This is a genomic window from Ruegeria sp. C10, assembly GCF_056537805.1.
In genome coordinates this window covers 63,401-89,367 of sequence record NZ_JBQFSC010000002.1, presented here as the reverse complement: position 1 = coordinate 89,367, position 25,967 = coordinate 63,401, and the positions used below count along the sequence as shown (strand labels likewise).

At 56.0% G+C, this 25,967-nt stretch carries 21 protein-coding genes and 2 tRNA genes; 13 read left to right on the top strand and 10 right to left on the bottom strand.

Annotation, left to right across the window (positions count from 1 at the left end):
* Positions 1-6: 6 nt before the first annotated feature.
* From glpX to ACR0DE_RS08770, 5 genes are all read left to right on the top strand, one after another.
* Positions 7-990 (top strand): class II fructose-bisphosphatase, encoded by a 984-nt coding sequence (gene glpX, locus ACR0DE_RS08790; RefSeq protein WP_170422349.1) that lies wholly within the window; start codon positions 7-9, stop codon positions 988-990.
* Between the two features lie 90 nt (positions 991-1,080).
* A complete protein-coding gene (gene recJ / locus ACR0DE_RS08785; protein ID WP_480735793.1) occupies positions 1,081-2,823 on the top strand; it encodes a single-stranded-DNA-specific exonuclease RecJ in 1,743 nt (580 codons plus the stop codon).
* 109 nt (positions 2,824-2,932) lie between these two features.
* Positions 2,933-3,007: transfer RNA gene (locus ACR0DE_RS08780), tRNA-Glu, on the top strand.
* 22 nt (positions 3,008-3,029) lie between these two features.
* Positions 3,030-3,104, top strand: a tRNA-Glu gene (locus ACR0DE_RS08775).
* A 214-nt stretch (positions 3,105-3,318) separates the two neighbouring features.
* Positions 3,319-4,110 carry an inositol monophosphatase family protein gene (locus ACR0DE_RS08770; protein ID WP_480561316.1) on the top strand — a complete coding sequence of 264 codons (792 nt, stop codon included), beginning with the start codon at positions 3,319-3,321 and terminating at the stop codon, positions 4,108-4,110.
* A gap of 4 nt (positions 4,111-4,114) precedes the next feature.
* Here ACR0DE_RS08770 and ACR0DE_RS08765 read toward each other — a convergent pair whose 3' ends face one another.
* From ACR0DE_RS08765 to ACR0DE_RS08745, 5 genes are read right to left on the bottom strand one after another with little or no spacing between them, the layout of a single operon-like run.
* Entirely contained in the window at positions 4,115-4,681 is a 567-nt protein-coding gene (locus tag ACR0DE_RS08765; RefSeq protein WP_170663743.1) for a histidine phosphatase family protein, read from the bottom strand.
* Entirely contained in the window at positions 4,682-5,743 is a 1,062-nt protein-coding gene (locus ACR0DE_RS08760) for an ABC transporter ATP-binding protein (protein WP_170511858.1), read from the bottom strand.
* A gap of 11 nt (positions 5,744-5,754) precedes the next feature.
* Positions 5,755-7,968 (bottom strand): ABC transporter permease, encoded by a 2,214-nt coding sequence (locus ACR0DE_RS08755; protein ID WP_480752687.1) that lies wholly within the window; start codon positions 7,966-7,968, stop codon positions 5,755-5,757.
* A complete protein-coding gene (locus tag ACR0DE_RS08750) occupies positions 7,969-8,994 on the bottom strand; it encodes an ABC transporter substrate-binding protein (protein ID WP_170733432.1) in 1,026 nt (341 codons plus the stop codon).
* Between the two features lie 59 nt (positions 8,995-9,053).
* Complete coding sequence (locus ACR0DE_RS08745; protein ID WP_170396245.1) at positions 9,054-9,518, bottom strand: NUDIX hydrolase; 465 nt, start codon at positions 9,516-9,518, stop codon at positions 9,054-9,056.
* Between the two features lie 224 nt (positions 9,519-9,742).
* On the opposite strand from ACR0DE_RS08745, the gene ACR0DE_RS08740 reads away from it, so the two are divergent.
* Genes ACR0DE_RS08740 through ACR0DE_RS08715 form a run of 6 tightly spaced genes read left to right on the top strand, consistent with a single transcriptional unit; the run spans position 9,743 to position 14,967 of the window.
* A complete protein-coding gene (locus tag ACR0DE_RS08740; RefSeq protein WP_170403399.1) occupies positions 9,743-10,597 on the top strand; it encodes a DeoR/GlpR family DNA-binding transcription regulator in 855 nt (284 codons plus the stop codon).
* A gap of 13 nt (positions 10,598-10,610) precedes the next feature.
* Complete coding sequence (gene phnD, locus ACR0DE_RS08735) at positions 10,611-11,585, top strand: phosphate/phosphite/phosphonate ABC transporter substrate-binding protein (RefSeq protein WP_170396240.1); 975 nt, start codon at positions 10,611-10,613, stop codon at positions 11,583-11,585.
* A gap of 58 nt (positions 11,586-11,643) precedes the next feature.
* The gene (phnC, locus tag ACR0DE_RS08730; protein WP_170396238.1) at positions 11,644-12,438 is read left to right on the top strand and encodes a phosphonate ABC transporter ATP-binding protein; all 795 of its coding nucleotides are present in this window, start codon (positions 11,644-11,646) and stop codon (positions 12,436-12,438) included.
* Positions 12,435-13,250, top strand: coding sequence for a phosphonate ABC transporter, permease protein PhnE (phnE, locus tag ACR0DE_RS08725; protein ID WP_170403405.1), 816 nt, complete (start codon positions 12,435-12,437; stop codon positions 13,248-13,250). Before phnC ends, phnE (ACR0DE_RS08725) begins: the two co-directional genes overlap by 4 nt.
* Positions 13,250-14,065 (top strand): phosphonate ABC transporter, permease protein PhnE, encoded by an 816-nt coding sequence (phnE, locus tag ACR0DE_RS08720; protein ID WP_170612489.1) that lies wholly within the window; start codon positions 13,250-13,252, stop codon positions 14,063-14,065. The genes phnE (ACR0DE_RS08725) and phnE (ACR0DE_RS08720) overlap by 1 nt, the downstream gene beginning before the upstream one ends.
* A complete protein-coding gene (locus ACR0DE_RS08715; RefSeq protein WP_480752683.1) occupies positions 14,029-14,967 on the top strand; it encodes an HAD-IIA family hydrolase in 939 nt (312 codons plus the stop codon). The genes phnE (ACR0DE_RS08720) and ACR0DE_RS08715 overlap by 37 nt, the downstream gene beginning before the upstream one ends.
* A gap of 71 nt (positions 14,968-15,038) precedes the next feature.
* On the opposite strand, the gene ACR0DE_RS08710 is transcribed toward ACR0DE_RS08715, so the two are convergent.
* From ACR0DE_RS08710 to ACR0DE_RS08690, 5 genes are all read right to left on the bottom strand, one after another.
* Positions 15,039-19,457 (bottom strand): WD40 repeat domain-containing serine/threonine protein kinase, encoded by a 4,419-nt coding sequence (locus tag ACR0DE_RS08710; protein WP_480752680.1) that lies wholly within the window; start codon positions 19,455-19,457, stop codon positions 15,039-15,041.
* A 15-nt stretch (positions 19,458-19,472) separates the two neighbouring features.
* Positions 19,473-19,937, bottom strand: a complete 465-nt coding sequence (locus tag ACR0DE_RS08705; RefSeq protein WP_170396227.1) for a hypothetical protein — start codon at positions 19,935-19,937, stop codon at positions 19,473-19,475.
* A 113-nt stretch (positions 19,938-20,050) separates the two neighbouring features.
* Positions 20,051-20,941: an adenylate/guanylate cyclase domain-containing protein gene (locus tag ACR0DE_RS08700; RefSeq protein ID WP_170612495.1), complete on the bottom strand. Its 891-nt coding sequence runs from the start codon at positions 20,939-20,941 to the stop codon at positions 20,051-20,053.
* 38 nt (positions 20,942-20,979) lie between these two features.
* Positions 20,980-21,693 carry a response regulator gene (locus ACR0DE_RS08695; RefSeq protein ID WP_170396223.1) on the bottom strand — a complete coding sequence of 238 codons (714 nt, stop codon included), beginning with the start codon at positions 21,691-21,693 and terminating at the stop codon, positions 20,980-20,982.
* Entirely contained in the window at positions 21,686-23,917 is a 2,232-nt protein-coding gene (locus ACR0DE_RS08690; RefSeq protein ID WP_480752676.1) for an ATP-binding protein, read from the bottom strand. Before ACR0DE_RS08690 ends, ACR0DE_RS08695 begins: the two co-directional genes overlap by 8 nt.
* A 287-nt stretch (positions 23,918-24,204) precedes the next feature.
* Between ACR0DE_RS08690 and ACR0DE_RS08685 the strand changes: the two genes are divergently transcribed.
* Together ACR0DE_RS08685 and ACR0DE_RS08680 are read left to right on the top strand one after the other, a co-directional pair.
* A complete protein-coding gene (locus tag ACR0DE_RS08685; RefSeq protein WP_480752674.1) occupies positions 24,205-25,017 on the top strand; it encodes an alpha/beta fold hydrolase in 813 nt (270 codons plus the stop codon).
* A gap of 63 nt (positions 25,018-25,080) precedes the next feature.
* Positions 25,081-25,911 carry a class I SAM-dependent methyltransferase gene (locus ACR0DE_RS08680; protein WP_170597879.1) on the top strand — a complete coding sequence of 277 codons (831 nt, stop codon included), beginning with the start codon at positions 25,081-25,083 and terminating at the stop codon, positions 25,909-25,911.
* Positions 25,912-25,967: the final 56 nt, after the last annotated feature.

The window sequence follows — 25,967 nt, the reverse complement described above, 5'->3', positions numbered from 1 at the left end:
TCGAAGATGAACGCTGCCAAGATCGATTTCAACGACCGCCTGCTGTCTCTGGGCCTTGCACGGGTGGCAGAACAGGCCGCGCTGGCGTCCGCCTCTCTGGTTGGCCGGGGTGATGAGAAAGCTGCCGATCAGGCTGCCGTCAACGCTATGCGTGAACAACTGAACCTTCTGGACATTGAGGGTGTCGTTGTCATTGGTGAGGGCGAGCGTGATGAAGCGCCAATGCTCTATATCGGCGAAGAGGTTGGCACTGGTAACGGCCCGGGCGTAGACATTGCGCTGGACCCGCTTGAAGGCACAACCCTGACCGCCAAGGATATGCCCAACGCGCTGACTGTCATTGCCATGGGCCCGCGCGGCTCAATGCTACACGCTCCGGACGTATACATGGACAAACTGGCCATTGGTCCGGGCTTTCCCGAAGGTGTCGTAAGCTTGGACATGAGCCCGCGCGAGCGAGTTGAAGCGCTGGCCAAGGCCAAAGGCTGTGAGCCTGCGGATATTACCGTATGCATATTGGAGCGTCCTCGCCACGAAGCGATGATTGCTGAAGTCCGCGATACCGGTGCGTCGATCCGCCTGATCACAGATGGCGACGTCGCAGGTGTGATGCATTGCGCCGAAAGCGAAGTGACCGGCATCGACATGTATATGGGTCAAGGTGGTGCGCCCGAGGGTGTGCTTGCCGCAGCCGCGCTGAAATGCATGGGCGGTCAGATCTTTGGCCGCCTGTTGTTCCGTAATGACGACGAACGTGGCCGGGCGGCCAAGGCGGGCATCACCGATCTGGACCGTGTTTATGCGCGCGACGAGATGGTAACGGCGGATGTAATCTTTGCTGCTACTGGGGTCACCGGAGGTTCACTGCTGCCGCGCATCAAGCGGGAACCGGGTTGGGTTGAAACAACGACGCTGCTCATGCGATCAAAAACGGGCTCGGTGCGGCGGATGTCCTACCGCACGCCGATGTGGCCACACAACGAAGCATAGCGGCTTGCGCCAGCGCCTTCAGCAAGAGTATTCATAAAAGACCAAGAGGCCGGATCCGCAGGGGTCCGGCCTTAGTGCATGAGGTGAGATGTGGCATTTCTAGGCGTAGAGCAATCTCTGACGGGGCGACGCTGGATCGGACCGGGGATTGAGGTCGAGCGGTCAGCAGAAATGATGGCGCAGCAGACAGATCTGCCTCGCGCCGTCTGTCAGGTTTTGGCACGGCGTGGTGTTCCGGTGATGGAGGCCGCCGGTTTCCTGGAACCTAAGTTGAAGGAACTGCTGCCCGACCCGCAATCGATGAAAGATATGGAAGTCGCTGCGGCCCGGTTTCTACAGGCTGTGAGCAAGCGCCAAAAGATCGCAGTGTTTGCTGACTATGATGTGGACGGGGGCAGTTCGGCTGCGTTGTTGTTGGTGTGGCTGCGCCAGATGGGGCTTGCCGCGACGCTTTATGTGCCTGACCGGATTGATGAAGGCTATGGGCCAAATGTGCCTGCAATGCAGGCGCTTGCGGCTAGCCATGACCTGATCATCTGCGTGGATTGCGGAACGCTGAGCCACGAACCTATCGCGGCGGCGAAGGGTGCGGATGTGATCGTTTTGGATCACCATTTGGGTGCAGAAACCCTGCCGGATTGCGTCGCCGTGGTGAACCCGAACCGACAGGACGAAAGCGGCGATCTAGGCTATCTCTGCGCTGCTGCGGTGGTGTTCCTGATGCTGGTCGAGGCGGGTCGTCAGTTGCGTGAGGCCGGGGCCAAGGGGCCGGATCTGATGGCAATGCTCGATCTGGTGGCGCTGGCCACGGTCGCGGACGTTGCGCCGTTGATCGACGCCAACCGGGCGCTGGTTCGACAGGGCCTGAAAGTGATGACCCAAAGGCAAAGGCCTGGTTTGGTCGCGTTGTCAGACGTGGCGCGCATGGATACCGCGCCCAATAGCTATCATCTGGGGTTTCTTCTGGGGCCGCGCGTCAATGCAGGCGGTCGCATTGGTCAAGCTGATCTTGGCGCGCGGCTGCTGAGCACGGACTCGATCACTGAGGCCGAAGCCTTATCCGAGCGGCTGGATGCCCTGAATTCGGAACGGCGCGAGATCGAAAACGCGGTCCGCGCGGCGGCTTTGGCGCAAGCCGAGGACCGTGGGTTGGATGGGCCGCTGGTCTGGGCCGCAGGCGACGGTTGGCATCCCGGCGTGGTAGGTATCGTTGCATCGCGGCTGAAAGAGTCGGCAAACCGGCCCGCTATCGTGATCGGGTTCGACGGGGATGAGGGCAAAGGTTCAGGCAGGTCGATCTCGGGCGTTGATCTGGGCGCGTCGATCCAGCGACTGGCTGCCGAAGGGCTGCTGGTCAAGGGTGGCGGCCACAAGATGGCGGCCGGTCTCACGGTGATGCGTGATCAGTTGGAGCCTGCAATGTCGCGCCTGTCCGAGCTTCTGGCCAAGCAGGGTGCAGGCCAAGGCGGTCCCGCCGACTTGAAACTGGACGGGGCGCTGATGCCCGGGGCCGCGACAGTCGATCTGATCGAACAGGTAGAGAAAGCGGGTCCTTTCGGGGCCGGTGCCCCTGCCCCGCGCTATGCGCTGCCTGATCTGCAAGTGCGCTTTGCTAAACGCGTGGGCGAAACACATTTGAAGCTGTCACTTTCGGATGGAATGTCTGGCGGACTGGATGCCATCGCCTTTGGCGCGTTCGACGGCCCGTTGGGGGATCGCCTGTCTAATCACGGCGGCGCGCGGTTCCATTTCGCGGGTCGGCTTGAGGTGAATACCTGGGGCGGACGACAGAGCGTGCAGCTGCGGCTGGAAGACGCGGCAGAAGCTGTCTGACTACCGTTTCAACGCCGCTCAGGAACGGCCAAAAAAGTTTCACAGCCTTGCGTTTTTCGTCTTGCGGGGGGGGAAGGTAAACCGTAAAAGGCCCTCCACAAGCCAGCGTGGCCCGTTCGTCTATCGGTTAGGACGCCAGGTTTTCAACCTGGAAAGAGGGGTTCGATTCCCCTACGGGCTACCACTTGTGCTTGTCTGGTCTAAATGGCCCGTTCGTCTATCGGTTAGGACGCCAGGTTTTCAACCTGGAAAGAGGGGTTCGATTCCCCTACGGGCTACCATTTTCTTCAATGCCAAAATCGTTCCCGGCGACGTATTCTTACAGCATCGTGTTTAGCACGAAACCTGCGCGCCCCGTTTTGAAGACGCGAAATGCGGTTGAAGGCACGCCTGTCAATGGCTGCCCCGGACCGAGTTCACCAGCATTTGGTATTTGCCATTCCATCACCAAGCCTGCACAGTTTTGGCCAACAACAGATATGATTTGGATTCCCAATGGATTACCTCAAAGAACGCAAAGACTTCGCGATCGCGATCTGCAAGGAAGCTGGCACAATCGCCTTCAGATATTTCTCCGACCGGGGCGGTTTGATCGTCGATCAAAAAGGCGCACAGGATTGGGTCAGCGAGGCAGACCGGAATGTCGAAACCTTCATCCGCCAGAGGATCGCCGAGGCTTGGCCCAACGATGGCATATTTGGCGAAGAGCATGGTGAAACACAAGGTTCAAGCGGATTTGACTGGGTGATCGATCCAATCGATGGCACCACGAATTTCGTCAATGGCATTCCGGCCTGGACCATCGTTCTGGCGGGCGTCGCTGAGGAAAATACCGAGATCGGTGTAATCCATGACCCAAATATCAATGAGACCTTCGTAGCCTCGCGCGGAGGCGGGGCAACACTGAATAATGCGCCAATGCGGGTCGCTTCGGGTGTCGCGCTGCATCAAGGAACGGTGGCAGTCGGTTATTCAAACCGGGTGGATAACCGTAACATTGTTCCAATCGTCGCGAACCTGATCGAGCGTGGGGCCATGTTTCACAGAAACGCCAGTGGCGCGCTGTCATTGGCCTATGTCGCAGCGGGCCGGCTGCTTGGCTATGTCGAAGAACATATGAACGCCTGGGATTGTCTGGCTGGTCAATTGATGATCGCGGAAGCAGGCGGCGTGGTCGAAGATCAGGACGCAGGTGTAATGATCCGCAACGGCGGTCGGGTGATCGCTGGTACTCCGGATGTGTTTGATACTTTGTGTGAAATCTCGGAGAACGCGTGGCAGGCCTGACAATCTAGTCGATTGAGCGCCATCCGCTCAGCGGTTTAAGGTCCGTTAGATCGGCTTGCCAATAATGGCCTTGCCCGGGCTGATCATACCTCCGATCAATGGGGCGGCCCGACAAGGAGCACCACAGAAGGGTCCCGACGGCCCCATGGGTAACGATGGCGAGGTCACTGCCATCATGCGTTTCGATAATTGAAGTTACTGCTTGGTTTATACGCCGCTGGGCGGCAACGGCAGTTTCCCAGCCGCGAAAACTGGTGTTGGGGTCGGCAAAGAATGCGTCAGCGGCAGCTTCGAACCGGTCACGCGGCAGAAAACCGGTGGCGCTTCGATCATTCTCGCCAAGTGCGGCATCTTGTTTTATCCGCAGGCTTCGGGGCGCGGCCAGGATGTCGGCCGTCTCGCGGGCCTTTTGCTCGGTGCTGGCCCATAGGTGGGTAACTTCTGCAAAAATTCCGCTGGTTGCGAAGGCCGCAGCGCGGCGGCGGCCTTCCGCGCTAAGCCCCCAGTCCTGAATGGGGATGTTCGGGTCAATGATGACCTCGGGGTGCGTGATGATTAGAAGACAGGGCATCTATTCGGGCAAAAGCACCGGACCTTTCTCGGCGAAGGCCATCTGTACTTCTGTACCCGGCTCTAGCGGCGCATCGACATCGTCATGGACTGCAAAGACCTGTCCGAACGCACCGGTCAGAGTGTACTCCATTCGGACACCCACATAGGTGGCTTTGGAGACGGTCGCTGCAACTCCTTGCGCGGCCCCGATCACAAGTCGAGAAGGCCGGATGGCGACGGTCGCAGGCCCTTCGGTCAAGCCACGGGATGCCAAGGTATGGCGGTAGCCTTCGATCTCGATGGTGGCCATGTCGCCGTCGACCGAGATGATCTGGCAGGCAAGCAGATTGGCCTCACCAATAAAATCCGCAACGAAGCGATCATTTGGGGCGTCATAAAGCTGGCGAGGCGTGCCAATCTGGGCAATCGCGGCATTCCGCATCACGACGATTTCGTCCGATACTGCCAGAGCCTCTTCCTGATCGTGTGTCACGTAGACGACGGTCAGGCCAAGGTCTTGCTGAATGGCCCGGATGTCCTCACGCACCTGGCGGCGTAATTTCGCGTCGAGGTTCGAAAGCGGTTCATCAAACAACAGCACCTGTGGTTCCAACACTAAAGCCCGCGCTACAGCGACGCGCTGCTGTTGGCCACCAGACAGTTCTGACGGGAGGCGGCCGTCAAAACCTTTCAGGCCAACCAGCTCTAAACCGTCCAACGCGCGGCGGCGGGCCTCGTCTTTAGCAAAGCCCGAGAACGTGAGGCCATACATCACGTTCTCAAGCACGCTCATATGAGGAAACAGCGCGTAGGACTGGAACACCATGGATACGTCGCGGTCCGTCGCGGGCAGTTTGGTCACATCGCGATCCCCGATGGTAATCTTTCCCGAGGTGGCCATTTCGAGCCCCGCGATCATCCTCAACGTCGTCGTCTTGCCGCAGCCCGACGGGCCCAACAGCGTGACCAGCTTTCCGGCTTCGACATGCAGGTTAATGTTGTCAACGGCAACGACATCCTTGCCAAACATCTTTGTCACGGACTCGAACCGAACCGGCGCGGCTTTGGACTGCAGGCTCATGTCAAACTCTCCTAAACATTTGTCCGCGACTGCGTCATTCGTCGCCCGATCTTGGTCCGGCCCACGATCAACTGCATAAGGGCAACCACTGACAGCATCACAAAGATCAGAGTGGTGGAATAGGCGATGGCGAGACCATAGTCGTTATTCTCGACCCGCCCGATGATATAGCTGGTCGCCATGTCATATTCCGCGCTGACCAGAAAGATCACTGCCGAAATCGCCGTCATGGCCCGCACGAAGCTGTACACAAGCGCCGCAAGAATTGCCGGGCGCAGTAGTGGCAGGATGATCCGCCGGAAAGTCTGCCACGAATTTGCACCAAGTGTCAGCGAGGACTCGTCAAGGCTGCGATCCAGTTGCGACATGCTGGCGATGCCGGCTCGGACACCGACCGGCATATTGCGGAAGATGAAACTCACAACAAGGATGACACCCGTGCCCGTGATCTCGATCGGTGGCACGTTGAAGGCGAGAATGTAGCTGACACCGATCACGGTACCGGGGATGGCAAAAGACAGCATGGTGCCGAACTCAAAAGCGTCTTTGCCTGCGAAACTCTGCCGGGTTAGTAGATAGGCCGTCACGAGCCCAACTGCAGCCGTAAGCGGCGCGGCGATTGCGGCGATTGTTATGGTGGTCCAGAAACTGTCCCATGCGGCCCCTGTCCAGCGAATTCCTTCCGACTCGAACCGAACCGAGAAGGCAGTGACGTAGTGCTTGAACGTCAGGGAATTATTGACTCCCCACAGTTCAACCACGCTGCCGTAGACGATCATGGCGTAGACGACGATGGTAAACACCGCCCAGCCAAGGGCGACGGTTAGCACCGGGATGGAAAGGCCGGTTGGCATCAATGGATGTACGCCAGCGTCACCTTTGCCCGTGACTGTGGTGTAGCTTTTCTTACCCAGCCAGGCTCGCTGCGCGTAGAAGGCTGAAAGCGTGAAGAACAGAAGCACCATGGCCAGAACCGCAGCGCGGCCTTGATCATATTGCGCACCAACAATTGCAAAGAAAATCTCGGTCGACAGCACATCGAAATTGCCACCTAGCACAAGTGGGTTGCCGAAATCGGCCATGCTTTCGATGAAGCCCAGAAGGAAAGCATTAGCAAGGCCCGGGCGCATCAACGGCAGGGACACAGTTTTGAACGTCTGCCACCTGCTGGCGCGCAGTGTCTGTGCCGCTTCTTCCATCGAGGGAGACACCCCTTCAACGACGCCAATCAGTACAAGGAAGGCGATGGGTGTAAATGCCAACGTCTGCGCAATCAGAACACCCGGCATGCCATACAGCCAGCGAGTGGGTTGGGTGCCGAACAATTCGGCAAAGAACTGCGTTACTGAACCCGACAATCCAAACAGCAGGATCAGCGCTAGGCCGATCACGAACGGTGGCGTGATAATCGGCAGAACCGTCAGTGCGCGCAACGCGCGCTTGTACCGAAAGCCCGAGCGGGTCACGACAAGCGCAAAGCACAAGCCGAGCGCAGTGGTGATGAAGCCGACGAGGATGGCCAGAAACAGTGAGTTCCATGCCGCCCCGCATCGTGCGCCCCAGAAACATCCCAGCCCCCAAAGCCGGTCGTCAAAGAATTTCGAGAAGAACACTGCGATGGAGTACGCGCCCTCTTCCGTCACAAAAGCAGCGAACAGCATCTTGGCGATAGGAAAGAATACAAACGCGGTGACGATGGTGATCACACCACCGATGGCGCTGACCACGAAGACGTCTCCGTTAATCGCCCCACGTGCGGCGACACCCTGGGTCAGAAGGAACAGAAAACTCGACGCGCAGATCATCGCGCCATAGCCCATGCCGAATTGCCGATCACCGAGCTCTCCGAACAAGGCTTCCAGCCAATCGAAATTGTAGCCTCGGATTCCGATGCTGAACCCTTGTGCGATCAGCCAGCCGAAGCCCAGCGCCCCTGACAGGATCAAAATTCGGGCATAAAGCGGATCTGATTTGGCGCGTCTTAACACCAGAAGTGGCAGCAGGAGTGCAATAAGAAGCGGAGCAAGCCACAGCTTTTCACCCTGCCCGATTAGAAAGGCAGCAGGCGCATAATCTTCGTCGAAAGGGTAGCCGTCCAGCGGCCACTCGAACGACCACAGGCCACCGTCAACCATGTACCACGGCAGCAGGCAGAATCCGACCCACCCGGCGATGACCCAGAAGATCAGAACCGGATGGGTCGTTTTTGTCGTGTCGTCAGTCATTTACTGCGGCAGTACCGAAACCTCTTCGTCCCATTTCTGCAGCAAGCGCTTGCGCTCATCCGACGAGCCGTATTTCTTGAAGTCATAGTCGATCAGCTTGATCTGGCTCATGTCAGGCGCGCTTTCCGAAGTTTCAGCACCTTTGTTTGACGGCACTTGGAAGGCATTTACCTGAAGGGCGAGGTTCTGCGCATCGGGCGACAACGCCCAGTCATAGAACTTTTTGGCCTCTTCTTCGTTGCGCGCGCCTTCGATGATCGACATTGAACCGATCTCGTAACCAGTTCCCTCACATGGCGCGACGACCTTGATGGGGAAACCCGATACCGCCTGCTTTACTGCGTCATGCATGAAAACGATACCAATTGTATTCTCGCCTCGACCAGCAGCCTTGATCGGTGCCGAGCCCGACTTGGTGTATTGGTTGATGTTCGAATGTAGCCCCTTCATGAACTCAAATCCTTCGTCCTCGCCGAAGATTTGCACCATCGAGGCCAGGGTGGTGTAGGCCGTACCTGATGAGTTCGGGTTCGCCATCTGAACGTGCCCCTTGTACTCGGGCTTCAGAAGGTCCTTCCAGCAAGCAGGTTCGGGAAGGTTGTTCGCGGCGACAAGATCGGCATTGTAGCCGTAACCAAGCGCACCTGAATAGATGCCGATGGTCTTGTTACCCGCGCTTTCCGCCTGAGAAATCGCCCAATCATGAAGCTGGTCACGCATCGGCGACATGTATTCCATCGTCAGGCCCTCTTCTGCGGCCTGCAGATGCGGATCCCCCGTTCCGCCCCACCAAACGTCACCCTTTGGGTTGGAGCTTTCTGCACGGATCTGAGCAAATGTCTCACCCGAGGATTTACGGGTCATATTAACGTCGATGCCGGTCGCATCCTCAAAACTGCGCGCCATAAGCTGGCACCAATCCTCTTGCGCAGAACAATAAAGTGTCAACTTGTCAGCCTGTGCCGCTGACATCGATGCGGCAAGGGCAATAAGCGATCCCAACGTTGTGGATGTAAATTTCTTCATTGATTTCTCTCCCTTTAAGTTCACTGCGTCCGGATTTCCCGGCTCTTATATGCCCTTCCTCATGCGGCCTTTCGCAATTTTTCGATAACAGCCAACGTCTCTTGATTATCTGACAGGCTCTTTAACAAACGCGCCAGTTCTTTCTCTTCGACAAGCTTTGCGGCCTTGGCAGGTGAGAACCAGTGGCGCTTGCGTTCGTCGCGTTCCTTCCAACGGCGTTTGAGCCGTTCCACAATCAACGGATAAAGCGTTACGCGGCAAGGCACGCTGCTTTTACCCTCGTATCGCTTGTCATAGTGAAAGCACCCGATCGATTTCTTGGAGATAAAGCCAACCGCTCCAGCCTCTTCCAAAGCTTCGATTTCAGCGGCATGCCAAGGCTTCTTACCATCCATCATCCAACCTTTGGGGATGACCCACCGCCCCCGGTCACGCGAAGTGACCATGAGAACCCGCAGTTTGTCGGATTTGTCCCATCGCACCGGAAGCGCACCGATCTGATCTGTGAATTCGGTCTTGCTCATGCGCGCGCCCTTAGCTCTGGCACTACGCAAAGGGCAATGGCAACACATAAGTGCTGTTGAACAAGGTGGCTACATCCAGAACGCCGGTGCACTTCGATTGCTACGCCTCGAAATAGAAACAGTTCTTTGAAGTCTCACAATGAATCGTGGGCTTTGCAACAGAAATTGTTGCAAAACGACTGAAACGCCACAAAAGTGAGATTGAAACCGAGTCGGATTGCCAGATGCCCAAAGCGGAAACGCGCGATAAGAAAACCAACAAGGGCCAGAGTCGGTTCAAGAAATCCGACCGCCGCCGTGAGATATTGTTGGAGTTGAAGCTTCGCCCGCACGTCCGGATCAGCGAATTGGCGCAGCGTTTCAATGTTTCGGCGGAAACGGTGCGCAGGGATTTTGATGCCCTAGCTGATGATGGGCTGATCTCGCGGGCGCATGGCGGTGCCTCTGCCCCGATACAAGGACGTTATCCAAGTCTGGATGAGCGCACCCACGCCCGCCTTGATGAGCGTGAAAAGATCGGCAAATGCGCAGCCGACCTGATTCAGGAAGGCGAGACGGTGATGATCGATTCCGGCTCAACCACGATCGAGATGGCCCGTATGTTGGCGTATCGGGGCATTCACTGCACGGCAATTACGAATTCGATACCGGTGGCCATGACCCTTGGTCACGCACCCGTTGAAGTCATTCTATGCCCAGGCGAATATCTGACCGCCGAGTCCGCCACGATCGGGACAGATACACTGGATTTCCTGTCTCGTTTCAACGTCGATCGCTGCATGATTGGCGCGTCCGGCCTGTCAGAAGAAGGGCCATCAGAGACCGTGCGCGGTTTCGCAACCGTCAAACGGATGATGCTGGCACGCGCCGCGACGCGACATCTTCTGATCGGGTCCGAGAAATTCGACCGCAAAGGTTTGACCCGTGTGGGCGACCTTGACGGGCTGAATTCAATCGTAACTGATACCAAACCAACAGGGGATTTGCTTGGCGCGATCAACGACGCCGGGGTGAAGATTCTTGTCGCTGAGCAGTCCTTACAAAGAACGACAAACCGTGGACAGAAAAGCCACGCATGACTGGGAGGAAGAAATGAAATTTGATATCAAACTACTGATCGGAGCTTCCGCAATCGCGCTCTTGTCACTGTCGGGCACGGCTTCGGCGCAAGACTGCCCGCGCGGTGATCTGGATGCGCGGTTCTGCGATGCCGATGGCGATCTGATCGCGGATATCCCCGCTGATCCTGCCGATCAGATTGATCCTGATACCCTGATCTTTGCCTACACCCCGGTTGAAGACCCTGCCGTATACAAAACTGCTTGGTCGGACTTTCTTGATCATCTGAAAGCGGAAACTGGCAAAGACGTTGTTTTCTTTCCAGTTCAGAACAACGCGGCCCAGATTGAGGCCATGCGTTCGGGGCGTCTGCATATTGCGGGCTTCAATACCGGTTCAAACCCGTTGGCCGTGAACTGCGCCGGATTTAGGCCCTTCACGATCATGGCGTCGAAAGACGGAAACTTCGGATACGAGATGGAGATCATCACCTATCCCGGTTCAGGCATCGAAAAGGTTGAGGATATCAAGGGCAAGCAATTGGCCTTTACTTCCCCTACTTCGAACTCGGGCTTCAAAGCGCCCTCGGCGATCCTGAAAAGCGACTTTGATCTGCTGCCCGAACGCGATTTTGAGCCGGTTTATTCGGGCAAACACGACAACTCGATCCTGGGTGTCGCAAACAAGGACTATCTGGCCGCCTCGATCGCAAATTCGGTCAAGTCGCGGATGATCTCGCGCGATGTGATCAACGAAGACGACGTCATTACGATCTACAAGTCGCAGACCTTCCCGACGACAGGCTTTGGAACCGTGTACAACCTGACGCCGGAACTGCAGGAGAAAATCCGCAATGCCTTCTTCAGCTTCGACTGGGAGGGAACGACGCTTGAGGCTGAGTTCTCGAAATCGAATGAAGGTCAGTTCCTTGAGATGACCTATCAGGAGTTCTGGGACGTCATCCGCAAGATTGACGCGGCTAACGGCGTTTCCTACGCCTGCCAGTAATCGATACTACATCCAACGGGCCCTGCGGGGCCCGTTACCACCCGAACCGGGGGCATAAATGCTGCGGCTTCAAAAGCTTACAAAAACTTATAAAACCGGCGATCAGGCCCTGAAGGCGATCGATCTAGATGTGCCAAAGGGCCAGGTTCTGGCGCTGATCGGGCCTTCTGGTGCTGGCAAATCCACCATGATTCGCTGCATAAATCGTTTGGTTGAACCCACAAGTGGCGAGGTTCTGCTGGACGACGTGGACCTGGTCAAACTCGGCTCGGGCGCGCTGCGGAAAGCACGTCGTGAAATGGGGATGATCTTTCAGGAATACGCACTGGTTGAACGCCTGACCGTCATGGAAAATGTACTGTCGGGACGGCTGGGATATGTTGGGTTTTGGCGGAGCTTCCTGCGACGTTACCCCCAGTCTGACGTGGATGATGCATTCCGCCTGCTGGATCGCGTGGGTCTGTTGCATATGGCCGACAAACGCGCGGACGAACTGTCAGGTGGTCAGCGTCAGCGGGTTGGAATATGCCGGGCGCTAATCCAAAATCCCAAGCTTCTGCTGGTCGATGAACCGACCGCCTCACTGGACCCAAAAACCAGCCGTCAGATCATGCGCTTGATTACCGAGCTGTGTCAGGAACGCGGATTAGCCGCGATAATCAACATTCATGACGTGGCCCTTGCGCAAATGTTCGTACCGCGCGTCGTTGGCCTACGCTTTGGTGAAATCGTATTTGACGGCCTCCCCTCTGGGCTTACGCCTGACAAGTTGACCGAAATCTATGGCGAAGAAGACTGGGAAGCGACCATAGAGAAAGTTGAAGACGACGAAGAGATCGAGGCCGCGGAATGAGCCATCCCGAACTTGATGACCTGCTGGGCAAAGGCTGGCGGAAACCGGCCTTCGTCAAAAACGCCTTACTGCGCTGGACCTTGATCGTTGGATTCGTCGCCTATCTGATTGCGGCATTTATGACCATCGAGGTGGATTGGGGCCGGGTTTATGAAGGCTTGGATCGCGGTTGGGCTTTTGTCCTTGCTTTCACAAGCCCGGATTTCATATCGCGCTGGAGCGATATCTGGAGCGGTCTTCTTGAGAGCATCGTGATGACGGTTGCAGCGTCGGTGGTGGGCATCCTGATATCGATCCCGATCGGACTGGGCGCTGCACGCAATATTGCGCCTCTCCCGGTCTATGTGATCTGCCGAGGCATTGTTGCGATCAGCCGCGCCCTGCAAGAGATCATCGTCGCCATTCTTCTGGTTGCCATCTTTGGGTTCGGACCTTTGGCCGGCTTCCTGACACTGTCCTTCGCCACTATCGGTTTCCTGTCCAAGCTCTTGGCTGAAGACATCGAGGCCATGGACAAAGTGCAGGCCGAGGCGATCAAAGCCTCGGGCGCGCGATGGATGCAATGGATCAACTACGGCGTGCAGCCACAGGTCATGCCGCGACTGGTCGGGCTGTCGATGTACAGGATCGATATCAACTTTCGCGAAAGTGCAATTCTTGGGCTTGTGGGGGCCGGCGGCATTGGGGCAACGCTGAATACGGCGTTTGACCGTTATGAGTATGACACTGCGGCAGCCATTCTGATCCTGATCATCGGGATCGTCATGGCGCTCGAATACCTCTCGGGTATCATCCGCGCGAGGGTCCAGTAATGCCAGTGCTTGAACATGAAGGTACGCAAATCTGGCGCAGACGCACGACCGGTCAAAGCCTTGTGCGTTGGTTTTGCTGGCTGTTGGGTGTGGCGGTCTTTGTCTACTGCTGGCAGATCATCTCGGCCTCGACGACATGGTTCTTTGTGTGGGACGCACCCCGGATCGCGAACGATATCTGGACCCGCGCGACACCACCAAAGTGGGACTACATCACGCACTTAGGCCGCCCGATCTGGGACACGCTGAACATCGCCACACTTGGTACGATCATTGCGCTGTTCCTTGCCGTACCAGTCGCCTTTCTGGCCGCCCGCAACACCACGCCGTCGGCCGTGTTCATCCGCCCCATCGCGTTACTGATCATCGTCTCAACCCGCTCGATCAACTCGCTAATCTGGGCGCTTTTGTTAATCGCAATCATTGGACCCGGAGTATTCGCAGGTGTTATCGCCATAGCCATTCGTTCGATCGGCTTCTGCGCCAAGCTTCTCTATGAAGCCATCGAGGAAATTGATCACACCCAAGTCGAAGCCATCACCGCCACCGGCGCATCCCGCTGGCAGGTCATGGCATATGGAATCGTCCCGCAAATATTGCCCGCCTTTGCCGGGATCGCCGTATTCCGCTGGGACATCAATATTCGCGAGTCTACGGTTCTTGGCCTTGTGGGCGCAGGCGGCATCGGGCTGCAATTGTCGGCGTCGCTGAACGTTCTGGCATGGCCGCAGGTCAGCCTTATCCTGATCGTCATTCTGATTGCCGTCATGATCAGCGAATGGGTGTCTGCCAAAGTACGAGGGGCAATTATTTGAGCCGCTTCACGACCCAAGAGGCTTTCGACGCCTACGAGGCCGTTCGGCATCGGCTTCCGGCTGCTGAACCAGCTATTCAATCCTATCAGCATGCGAACACTTTGATGGATATTGCTGAAGGCTTCGATGTATTCCTTCTGGATGCGTTCGGTGTTCTCAATATCGGCGAGACTGCAATTCCCGGTACAGCCGCGCGGATTGATCAGCTCAAAGCCATGGGTAAACGCGTTCTGGTCGTCTCGAATGCAGCTGGTCACCCTCATGCGGCGCTCGTCGAGAAATACGCCCGGCTGGGATATGATTTTGCGTCAGAGGATATCATCACAAGCCGCGCAACACTGCTGGCTGAGCTAGGCGGTCAACGCGCGCTGCATTGGGGTTTGATGGCAACACCCAGCACCGGCCTTCGCGATCTGGAAGATTTGAACCTGACTTATCTCGATGACGATCCCGAGCCCTATGAGTCGGTTGAGGGGTTTCTGATGATCGGCTCAGCCGTCTGGACCGAGGCACGTCAGGCCCATATGGAAGCAGCCCTGCTAAAACGCCCGCGTCCGGTATTGGTTGGAAATCCGGATATAGTCGCACCACGCGAGCACGGATTTTCAAACGAACCCGGTCTGTTCGCGCATCGTCTTGCCGATCGAACCGGCGTTGTACCCGAATTCTTCGGCAAACCATTTGAGAATATTTTTGACCTGGCTTTCAAGAGACTTGGCCGAGTCGATAAAACTCGCGTGCTTATGGTTGGTGACAGCTTGCATACCGACATATTGGGGGCCCATGCTGCCGGAATCGCCTCGGCCCTGATTTCGGGGTACGGTTTTTTCGCAGGGCATGACGTCGATGACGCAATCACACAGGCGCAGATCATGCCGGATTTCGTTGTGAACCGACCATAATCTGATCACGCCTGCTTAGTTCCGCTTCAAATCCAAGCGCCCGCCCGTGCTTTTCAATACTCGCCATGTGATCAATTCGCGAAGGCATCACAGGTCGTTGTTGGCTCATCGCTTCCCAAATACTGAACCCTGCGCCCTTCATCGAAGGTTGGACTGCCCAACGCACATGCGACCTCTAAGCTCAACCTGTCCCAAACCCGAACATCACCAGCTTCGCTGGTTGTCGCAAAAGAATTTCCGTCTGGTGCCAGCGCGATACGCCAGGTCGGGCCTGCATGGATCTTTTCGACAGGCATGAGCCGACGGTGCGTCGCGGTATCCCACCAATGCAGTTCCCCAGATCGGTCGATTGCCACCAAGGTTGCCTCATCCGCCAAAAAGGCAACATCCGTCGCCCCACCCTTATGGCCACCATAAGCGGCAAGCTCTTCGCCGGTTTCAACATCCCAGACCTTGACCACCTCATCGCTGGAAGCAGTTGCAGCCTGTGTGCCATCACGACTGAAAGCAACACTCCAAAGCGTATTGTCATCAGCTTCGATCACTCTGATCAACTGACCGTCGCCAATCGACCAAATATAGACCTTTCCATCCACCGAGGCCGCTGCCAGCATGCCGCCATCTTCAGAGACGGCGACACGATTTGCCTGAATGTCAGCTGGCGCAAAGCTCTTGACCAAATCAGCCTCTGAGATATCGATTTGCAGCACTCCATCTCCTGTCGCCACAAAGACCTCGGGACCTGACCCCGGCATGATCGACCAGACGGGAGCCTGCCCCAGATCGAGTTGATTTTTCAGCCGCATGGCAGCCATGTCCCAGATTTTCAAGCCGCCTTCGCGATCACCAGTCACCATGGTTTTGCCATCCAGCGAGAAAGAGATCGCCCACACCTGGCTTTCATGCCCCTTCAGCTGCATGGGTTTCATGGAAGCCCCCATCTTCCAGACCCAGATGTTCCCCTCACTGTCACCGATGGCTATAGACTTTGCATCCGGCGTATAAGCGATGCCCAGCGCCTTTGCCCCGTTCTGCAAAACAAGCGTGTCTTTGCCGCCGGGGTCGGTCCCAATCCGCCAGAGACGTACCTGCTGATCCCGGCCCAAAGTCGCCAGCAACGGGGCATTTTGGGCGACTTCAAGGTCCACAACCCTCTGACTGTGCGCTTGCACCACATCGCCAACACGTTCCATGTTTGAATTTTCCAATCGCAGCGTTCCGTCTGCCCCTGCCCCCACCAGCAGATTGTCCGGCGCGGTAAATGCTGCTGCTACGATGTCGGTACTATCTGAAAAACGATCAACAATTGGAGAACCATCCGGAAAACCAATCGTCGTGACCTTCCCGTTCGTATGGGATACCGCGAATGTTCTCCCGTCGCGGCTGAAGGACAGGTGATCGGGGTCAGGCCCCAGCGGACCGCCCGGTATCGGCGGAAATGCAGACGTAGCCTTTGCGTCGACCCAGCCGAATATGCCACCATCGACATTTCCGGCAACAAGTCCTTCTGAAACGGGCGAAAACGCGACCTTTTTGAAGCCCAGCGGCATTTTCGCCAATGGCTCTCCAATTTGCATTCCATTGGAAACGTTCCAGAGGCGAACGGTCCCGTCACCGGTCGCCGACGCGATACGCTTGCCGGTGGAATCAAAGGCCACGCCAAATGCGACGTCATTGCCAGAGAACAGTGTCGTGATCGGGCCGTATCTGGCCGAACCAACATTCCAAAGGCGGACATCCCCATCCGTTGCCGCTGAAACCAACAACTCTCCATCGGGAGAGAATGCAACATCCCTTATCCCGCCGGAATGCCCCACCAGTTCAGCAATAACCGCTCCGCCGGATTCAGCCCTATGAACCACGATGCGCCCATCACGCAATCCAACCGCAACACGCGTACCGGATGCATCAATAGCCATCGTCTGCGCGTCACCAACCGTAAACGGGCTGCCCAGTGGGACAAGCCCACCCTCACCCAGATTTTGCCGAGCCATCAGCATCGCCGCCCTCGCTTCTGATGTCGAACCAGCAGTTTCGGCTCGGACAATCGCTTCGGCGCTGAGTGACAGGGCTAGCAAGGGATCTGTATCCGACAACCCGTTCGCCGCAGCGCCTAGCGCCCTTGCGAACCTTTCATTGGCTTCAGCTGTTGCGGCAACGGCCATCCGTCTGTTGCTTTCGGCAAGGTTGGACGCGCGGATAGCCAAGAAAGACGAAACCGTTGCGCCAATGGCCAGCAAGGCAAGGGCAGCAACGGCAACTTGATTGATACGTCGACGCCGACGCCGGCGCATCTTGGATGCAGCCTGCGCTTGGTCACGCGCGTCTCGTGCAGCGCCCAGAAATTCCCGCTCTAACGCACCGAGGATATTCTGGTTCTTCACCGACCATTCTTCAGCCGACAACAACCTTGTGCCGCGATAAAGTAAATCGGGCTCGCGATTTTCAACATCCCACTCTGCAGCGTCATGCTGAATACGCTGACGCATGCGCAGATCATCGCGGCTTTCTTCGATCCATGAATTAAGTCGCGGCCATGTACGCAGCAGCGCCTCATGCGCAATCTGAACATTTTTGTCATCCAGCGTCAGCAACCGCGCATCTGTCAAAGCTTCAACGACCCGCCGCGTTGTTTCCGGGTCCGAGTCGCGCTCGATCTCATCGATCGGCAACAACCGCCGTGTGTCCGGTGTCCCCTCGCCGGGCGTAACCAGACGCAAGAATAGCCGCCGGGTTGCCTCTTGCTGAACTTTGTCAAAAACGTCTGTAAAAAGTGTCTCCGCTGTCTGGCTGATTGCCCCTGTGACACCACCGGACTGACGGTAGCCGTCCAGAGACATGACCGCACCTTTACGTCGGCTCCATGTTTCATACAGAGAATGCGCCACCAGCGGGAGCGAACCCGCTTCGCGCCCGGCCTCATCAACGATCGCATCAATAAGGGACCTGTCCATGTGCAAACCAGCTGCATGTGCCGGTTCGCTGATTGCGCGGCGCAGCTCGGGCCGTGTCATCGGCCCGACCAAAAACTGGTTTTCCGAGATTCGATCCGCAAGCCACGGTATCTCTGCACACGATGCATAAAAGTCCGCACGGATTGTCAGCACGATACGAACGCGGCTATCTGCAGGGTCCGTCATGGCTGACAAAGCTTCGATGAACTTGCTTCTGCGTTCATGTTTGACCAGCGTGAACAATTCTTCGAACTGATCAATGCAGATCAACAACTCTCCTTCATTCGCGGTGGCCAATCGGCGCGCCGCACTCGGATAGGCGATGAAGTCGTTGAGCGAGACCTGAGCCGTAAGGTGAGAATTGTCGCCGATGAGTTGAAAGTACAAATCGGTCATTGGATCGCGCCCGGGAGTAAAAACACAAACGCGCCAGTTTTCGCTACCGGATATCGCGTTGGCAGCGATCGCTGGCAGCAGCCCTGCTCGCAGAACGGATGATTTACCACTGCCGGATGAGCCACCCAGAACCAATATCCGGCTCTGTTGAAGCCGGGTCACAAGTTCCTCAACAAGATCCTCGCGTCCAAAGAAATAGTCGGAATCCTCTGGCTGGAACGCGGCGAGCCCTTTGTAGGGGCATTCCACCCTACTTTCCGATATCTGCGTCACAGCTTCGGATGCGGCCTCTCGCCGGTCACGATCCAACGCATCATTCATTGCACTGCGCCAGGACACCATATCCAGAAAACGCGCCTGCGGGTCCATTGCCATCCCGTGCTCAATGCAATCACGCCACATTTCTGGCAGGCTGGAAAGATACTCGGTAACGCGATGGAATGGCGGCGGCGCCTTTCCCGTCAGGACATGCCACATCAGCGCGCTGGCCGAATAAATGTCGGTCATCGGCGTCACGGGTTGCCCGTGCTCAGCTTGTTCTGGCGCTTGGTAGAGCGGTGTCCCAGCCATCATGGTCGCGCCGGTCACACCGATCGCTAAATCCTTTGCAATACCGAGATCCGCCAGAAAAACCCTCTCGTCTAGGCCGACCAAAGCATCAGAAACCGTCGTGCTGTTATCGTCTTTGGACCGCTTCACTCGTTGCAGAAGGACATTTGCGGGTTTGACGTCCCGATGCACGACATTCGCGTCGTGAACCGCAGACAAGCCATCTGCCATTGCATCAATCAGTATTTCCACACCTTCGCGTTTGGCCAAAGCAGCGGGGCTTAGACGCTTTAGTCGGTCGGCCAATGTGCCGCGATCCGCGTAGTCCATGACAAAATAGGGCCGCCCGTCCTCCAAACGCCCCACGTCATGCACGGAGACAACGCGCGGAGATCGAATGCGCCGCAACAGACGGGCTTCTTCGAGAAAATGGGTGATGACTTTGTCATTGGTCGCAAGGTTGGCGTGCAGAATCTTGAGGGTTACCGGAACCTCCAACTCGTCATCCCGCGCAAGGACAACCGCCGCGAACCCACCGCTCGCGATTTCACGGTCAACAGCGTAACGGCCGATGAACGCGGGAAAAGTCATGATATTCTTGGCGCTTCAGAGGTGCTCTTGCACATCCACGCAATGATACTTGGTCGCATCCAATATGTTGTGGTCCCTATCGGCAGCAGTAACGCACAGTGTCGTCCCTCCCTCGCGCGCCGATGTCGAGGCCGCCTCCTTCGTCACATAGCTTGGGTAATCATCGTGCCGATGCCACCTGCCTTGAACGGCATTGAATTCGCTTTGGGCATTTCTGCCGACTTGCTCAACGGAATAGCTTTCGCCCCACCATGTATGGAAATGGTTCTTCGATACGTCCGGAGTGAAATTCGCATCGTAGTTTACAAGCAGTTCGTCACCCTCTTTGGCGACCGATACAATCTGCACCTCACACCCATCCACAGGGCAGGCATTGGGCATCGCTGACTGGGCAGTTGCATCAGCACCGAACAAGAGTGTAGCTGCACCCAGGATCAGAGCGCCCTGACGAAGCTGGTTTCCTGAAGTATTCAATGACATCATTCCCTCCCAATCTTGGTTGAAATACGCAATTGGTGCCGATTCTAGCACAATCGCGAGTTTCTTTCTGAGACTTTCACCACAGAAGCCAGAATTCAGGCGTGCCACGTCGTTTATCGGCGGACGACCTCAAACTCTAATGGGCGCGCATCAGAGTGCAAAATTGATAGTGCAGGCGATATCAGCCCGCTATCGGCCAGCATTATGTTCTCGCGCTTAAGCTGGATTTCACGCGCATTCTCGAATTGTACGTAAGTTCCCGACGAACTGCGATCCGCCAGCATCAGCTTCCCGCCTTTCATGCTGAGTACCGCATGCAGTCGCGAAACCCACGGCTCAGGCAGGATGACATCGCATTGACTGGATCTGCCGATCGTTAGCTCCCCGCCTTCCCGACACCGCCAGGTATGATCGTCGTGATAAAGAATGAGCGCAAAGCTTTCATTCTGCTGCATGCCCTCAGATCCGCTGGCCGTCTGCGTCGGCAGATGCATCACGGTGCTTAACCCGTCCGTTGAGGCCACGATTGAATAGGCTTTGACCGGGTCACTCACACCTTTCAGGCGAAGCGATCCGATTGGGGTGAGCATCTGGAGACTTTCGGGGCTTAGATCCTTGGCGACGCTTTCGCTGACACAAGCTTCACCCGGATTGGCCGCGGCCGCCAAACGTGCGGTCAGATTTACTGTTTCGCCAAATATCCCATTATCGCCAATAACAACGGGACCTTGATGAACACCCGCGTGGACCGACAGTAATGTTCCGGGCGGTTTCTGAATCATCTCTACAACCGCGTTTACGGCGGCCTCGGGTTCCTTGAAATAGGACAAGACATCATCGCCTTTTTGCCCCACAGGAACTCCGCCAAACCCAAGTAGAACCTCGCGCAATCGATCGATTTCAAACTGAATCAACTGCTGCGCCTGATCGTCCCCCATTTCTTCGTAGAACGGAGTGCTGTCAGAAATGTCAGCAATTATGGTCGTGACGAGCTTGGTTTCCACGGTGCTACTCGCAATTTGCTTGTCCGGAACGGCAAACCCTATTTGGGATCATAAACATAACCTATACCCCGCACGGTTCTGATGATTTCCGGCTTTTCCGGGTTGGTTTCAAGCTTCCGGCGCAGTCTGGATATTCTGATATCAATGCTGCGATCGAACGGATCCCAGGACCGGTCGTGCGCTTGTTCTAGCAACTGATCACGGTTCAAAACACGCCCTTTGTTTTCAGCAAACACCTTGAGCAGACTATACTCCATCGCCGTTAGCGGGACCTCGGATCCATCCGGCGCAAGAAGTTTGGCTGCCTCTTTATCCAGCGTGTAGTCGCCAAAAAGGGCCAAATTGCCTTCGGAGGCATCTGCAGGCAGACTTTCGTTGATGGCCCCTCGGCGCAATAGGGCCTTGATCCGCGCTTCCAGTTCCCGAAGATCAACCGGCTTTCCAAGATAGTCATCTGCCCCCATCTCAAGCCCGATGATCCGGTCCACTACATCGCCTGCTGCAGTCAACATGATCACGGGCGTCGTGTTTTCAGGACGAAGCGATCTGAGGATCGAAAGACCGTCTTCCTTTGGCATATTGATATCCATGATCATGACATCAACAGCACGAGAGGAGATGACAGACCGGAGCTCTTCTCCGCCAGCGGCTGCAGAAACCTCGTACCCGCGTTTGCTCAGATATTCCTGAAGCATCTCGCGCACGTCGATCTCGTCATCGCAAACCAGGATATGGGTTTTCTGGTCATTCATCCGTTTGATCCTTCTGATCGGCGAGCAGCTTTCCGACAAGTATTCTCAGTTCCGAAGGCGAGACGGGTTTTTCCAGATAGGGCAGACCGGATTCCTTCAGCAGTCCCAATGAGCTTTCACCCATGGTGTCCCCGGTGATGTATGCTGTCCGGGTCAGCATTTTCGGAAAACGCGCCACCAGCGCCTCATAAATCTTGCGTCCGTCAACACCGGGCATGTTCATATCACTTAGGAGTACATCGTAATTGGCGGACTGCAGTTGCCTGAGCGCCTCTTCCCCTGAGGTAACGAAATCAACGTGAAAGCCATCCTTCCGCAGTATCTCGGCATTGATCTCACCCACTTCGACCTCATCATCCACGACCAATGCACGGTGCTTGGCAAAATTCGCGGCGGGTTCGGGTTTTTCTTCAGCCACATCATTTTGCATCTTTGCGACGGGCAGAGTTATCCGGAAGCAGGTGCCGGACACTGCGGCCTGATCAAGCCTGATCTGACCGCCATGGGACAGAATGATCCGGTGACAGAAAGCAAGCCCGATCCCGGTGCCGTCACCCACCTCCTTTGTGGTGAAGAACGGCTCGAAGATACGTGCGCGTATGGCTTTGGGGATACCGGGGCCATTGTCCTGAACCGTGATCTCAACCATTCCGATGGCAGGCTTGACCTCGGCAGACAGCATGATCTGGTCGCCGATGCCGGATGCGGTCATGGCCTGCTCGGCATTGATGATAAGATTCAAGACGACTTGCGTAAGCTGGTCCGCATCCCCGGCAACTGCAGGCAGGTCTGCTGGCACACTTTGCTCAATGCGAATTTCACCTGATGAGCTACCGTACCCGGCGACATCCGCAGCTGTTTCGATCAGGCTGGGAACATCAACCTGCTCGATCTTGCTGGGCTGCTGACGCGCCATCGCCAGAAAGGTCTTTACAATCTTCGCGCAGCGTTCTGCAGCATTGCCGATTTTTTCAATCCTGACACCGAGATCGGGGTCGGAAATTTCTTCCTTCAACATCAACGAATGACCCACAACAACCGACAATGGATTGTTAAGCTCATGCGCCACACCGGCGAGTAGTTCGCCAAGCGCAGACATCTTTTCGTTCTGGAACAGCAGCTCTCGTTGCTTTTCAAGCTCAGCCTCAATGGCCAATTCATCGGTCAGATCGCGGGTATTGGAAACGATTACTTCTTCACCATTGAACTCGATCAGCCGTGAAGAATCCGCCCCCCAGAACTTTCGTCCGCTTGCATCGACGAACTCCATACGCCGATCCTTAAGCGCCCCCGCTTGCCGGAGGTCTTTCAGGTACCGTTGGCGCTCATTCGGATCCGCATAGTAGGATTTCGAACTTTCTGCATCACCAAACAGCGCCTTTATCTCGGGCGTAGCAAACAGCACCTCGCCGGTGTCGGCATGCGTCATGTTGATGGCTGCTGGATAAGCCTCCATGACCTGACGGATCAAGGCATCAGCCTCTTTCTGGACGGTTAGATCGATCACGCTGGTCACGATGACTTCTTCGCCTTTGTAATCGATCAATTGAGACGAAATCGACGCAGGGAAGGTTTTGCCAGCCGCATTAATCAAGTCGAGCTTGTAGTCATCGACACGACCATCGGCCAGAAGCTGGGTTACAAAATCCGCGCGCTCTTCCGGCTTTTGATAATGCTGTTTTGCAGATTTGGAAGGTCCGAACATCTGCAGCGCAGCAGGCGTGCGATACAAGATCTGTCCATCACCAATCCGCGCCATAGTTACGATTGCCGAACTGGCATCCAGCACCTTTCGGATCAATAGATCGCCGTCGCGCTCTTCGACCTCGGCTTGTTTGCGTTCGGTGATATCCTCACGCGTGACGACAAATCCGCCGAACTTGGTGGGATGAACAGAAACCAGGTAGGTGCGCCCATCCGTTTCCATCAGCTCAAAGTCTTGGATGAACTCGACCCCATTAGCCAACCGGTCCGAAACCCACTGCTGTTCATTGCCGATGGCCTCGGCGTAAATTCCCCGGCGCGCCGTCTCGCGCATCAGGATTTCCCAGTCCAGTCCGGGTTGCAGCAGATCGGCAACCCCCTTGTTCATCTCGGCATATCGTTGATTGAACAGGACAAGGCGGCGATCATCATCATAGAGGGCGAACCCTTCTTTGAGAGATTCGATCGCATCACGAAGAAGGTCCCTCGCCTTCTCGATTTCTTCAAATTCGTTCGTCATGCCCATCGTCATCCTGAATTTTTAGGATACCATTGTTTCAATGCCATTTCAAAATCAGCATCGCGTGTTTCAATTGTTTCAATAGGTGCCAACTCAGCCAAGTACCGGCCGATAAACCTGTTTGTTTTTGAGCCGGATAGCAAGTTGTGTGACCTGCTTCACAGAGCAACAACTGAAACACTTGGCACCGCTTCCAGACATCACAATGAAACATAGAAAGGTCAGTTATTGCCCATCTTAAGTGCGATTGGGTAAAAACGATGACTATTTCATTTAGAACTACTGAAATGATTAACGCGCCTATTTTTGCGTTGCATTCTTCGGCGTCCAATAGTGGGCAATGGAACCAACTGGCGGCGGATCTGGAAGGTCGCTTTAGTGTTCACGCTGTTGATCTTCCCGGGTACGGTCGTAGCCCGTTGACTGGAGATAACTCTCAAAACGGTGCGGCGTTTTCTGCCATACCGGTAATCCGCGAAATCGAAGCGCTGGGACGCCCCGTGCATCTGGTTGGGCATTCCAACGGCGGAGGCGTCGCCATCAAGGTCGCGTTGATGCGTCCTGATCTTGTCAAAAGCCTGACGGTATATGAGCCTGCAGCCTTTCATTTTCTGCAGGCTGGCAATGATGTCAGCAAGAAACTGTTCGGGCAAATCCAGCTTCTCGCGGGTGTGGTGAGCGCCGCAGCAGCGGATGGCGATGCCGCTGCTGGTATGCATCACTTTTTGGATTTCTGGAACGAGAAGGGGTTTTGGAACTCGCTGCCCGCGCAGGCCCGAGACCGGTTCATTGGGATGATCCCATCAGTCATGTCTGATTTTGCAAAAGGTTTTGCTGAAACCTGGCAACTGAAGGACCTGTCCAAGCTTGATATACCGACGTTGGTAATGACTGGTTTGGAGTCACCTGAGATTGCGCAGCACGTCTCAGTTGAGATCGCGAAGGCTTTGCCCAATGCGCGGATCGCGTTGCTGCCCGAGCTGGGCCATATGGCGCCGGTCTTCCAGCCCGAATGGATCAACGCAAGGATTTTCGAACACGTGGCCAATGTGGAGCGGCCCGTTGAAACTGTCAGCTGGCCAGAACGTCAAGCTGCCTGACCGGGGCCGCATTTAGCAATGCGGCCTTCATCAAACCACTGCTACATCAAAAGGAGCAATATCATGGGTATTCAAACATCGATCAACGCCACCACAGACTTTGCGGCAATCAAAGCAAAGCAAAACGTCGCCTGGGGCTCCGGCGACTACAGCAAAGTGGGTGTCACCCTTCAAATTACGGGTGAAGAACTGGCTGAAAGCATGGATCTGATGCCCGGTTCCAAGGTACTGGATGTCGCCGCCGGGAATGGTAATGCCACCCTGGCCTTCGCCCGGCGCTTTTGTGATGTTACATCGACCGACTATGTAGAAGCCCTGCTGGACGCCAGCAGCCAGCGCGCCAAAGCGGAAGGTCTGTTCGTGACCTACAAGGTTGCCGACGCCGAAAACCTGCCTTTCGATGATCAATCCTGCGACGCGGTGGTTTCGACGTTCGGCGTGATGTTCACACCGAACCAACAACAATCAGCAGCAGAGCTGCAACGGGTCGTCAAACGCGGCGGCAAGATTGGTCTGGCCAACTGGACGCCGGACAGCTTCATCGGTCTTCTGTTCAAAACGATTGGTAAACATGTGCCTCCGCCTGCTGGCGTAAGCTCTCCGGCTTTGTGGGGCAGCCGGGACTGGATTGAAGAATCCTTCGGATCGCACAGCACCATCGTTTCGTTCCGACGCAAGAACTTCATGTTCCGCTACCGTTCAGCCGAACACTTCCTAGAGTATTTTCGGACTTTCTATGGTCCGATGCAAAAGGCCTTCGATGCACTGGACGCACCGGGACAAGAGGCGCTGCAGCGCGATATCATGGCCCTGATCGAGAAGTTCGATATCTCAGGCAATGACACACTTTGCATCTCATCCGAGTACGCTGAAATTGTCATGCAGCGCGGCTGAGATCGTGAATCACTGGCTCATCGTTCTTTGACCCAACCGTCAAAGAACGATGAAGA

Excerpts from the sequence above, each read along its gene's own strand:
- glpX (WP_170422349.1), top strand. The coding sequence starts at position 7 with ATGAACGCTGCCAAGATCGATTTCAACGACCGCCTGCTGTCTCTGGGC.
- ACR0DE_RS08770 (WP_480561316.1), top strand. The coding sequence starts at position 3,319 with ATGGATTACCTCAAAGAACGCAAAGACTTCGCGATCGCGATCTGCAAG.
- ACR0DE_RS08765 (WP_170663743.1), bottom strand. The coding sequence starts at position 4,681 with ATGCCCTGTCTTCTAATCATCACGCACCCCGAGGTCATCATTGACCCG.
- ACR0DE_RS08760 (WP_170511858.1), bottom strand. The coding sequence starts at position 5,743 with ATGAGCCTGCAGTCCAAAGCCGCGCCGGTTCGGTTCGAGTCCGTGACA.
- ACR0DE_RS08755 (WP_480752687.1), bottom strand. The coding sequence starts at position 7,968 with ATGACTGACGACACGACAAAAACGACCCATCCGGTTCTGATCTTCTGG.
- ACR0DE_RS08750 (WP_170733432.1), bottom strand. The coding sequence starts at position 8,994 with ATGAAGAAATTTACATCCACAACGTTGGGATCGCTTATTGCCCTTGCC.
- ACR0DE_RS08745 (WP_170396245.1), bottom strand. The coding sequence starts at position 9,518 with ATGAGCAAGACCGAATTCACAGATCAGATCGGTGCGCTTCCGGTGCGA.
- ACR0DE_RS08740 (WP_170403399.1), top strand. The coding sequence starts at position 9,743 with ATGCCCAAAGCGGAAACGCGCGATAAGAAAACCAACAAGGGCCAGAGT.
- phnD (WP_170396240.1), top strand. The coding sequence starts at position 10,611 with ATGAAATTTGATATCAAACTACTGATCGGAGCTTCCGCAATCGCGCTC.
- phnC (WP_170396238.1), top strand. The coding sequence starts at position 11,644 with ATGCTGCGGCTTCAAAAGCTTACAAAAACTTATAAAACCGGCGATCAG.
- phnE (WP_170403405.1), top strand. The coding sequence starts at position 12,435 with ATGAGCCATCCCGAACTTGATGACCTGCTGGGCAAAGGCTGGCGGAAA.
- phnE (WP_170612489.1), top strand. The coding sequence starts at position 13,250 with ATGCCAGTGCTTGAACATGAAGGTACGCAAATCTGGCGCAGACGCACG.
- ACR0DE_RS08715 (WP_480752683.1), top strand. The coding sequence starts at position 14,029 with ATGGGTGTCTGCCAAAGTACGAGGGGCAATTATTTGAGCCGCTTCACG.
- ACR0DE_RS08710 (WP_480752680.1), bottom strand. The coding sequence starts at position 19,457 with ATGACTTTTCCCGCGTTCATCGGCCGTTACGCTGTTGACCGTGAAATC.
- ACR0DE_RS08705 (WP_170396227.1), bottom strand. The coding sequence starts at position 19,937 with ATGTCATTGAATACTTCAGGAAACCAGCTTCGTCAGGGCGCTCTGATC.
- ACR0DE_RS08695 (WP_170396223.1), bottom strand. The coding sequence starts at position 21,693 with ATGAATGACCAGAAAACCCATATCCTGGTTTGCGATGACGAGATCGAC.
- ACR0DE_RS08690 (WP_480752676.1), bottom strand. The coding sequence starts at position 23,917 with ATGACGAACGAATTTGAAGAAATCGAGAAGGCGAGGGACCTTCTTCGT.
- ACR0DE_RS08685 (WP_480752674.1), top strand. The coding sequence starts at position 24,205 with ATGATTAACGCGCCTATTTTTGCGTTGCATTCTTCGGCGTCCAATAGT.
- ACR0DE_RS08680 (WP_170597879.1), top strand. The coding sequence starts at position 25,081 with ATGGGTATTCAAACATCGATCAACGCCACCACAGACTTTGCGGCAATC.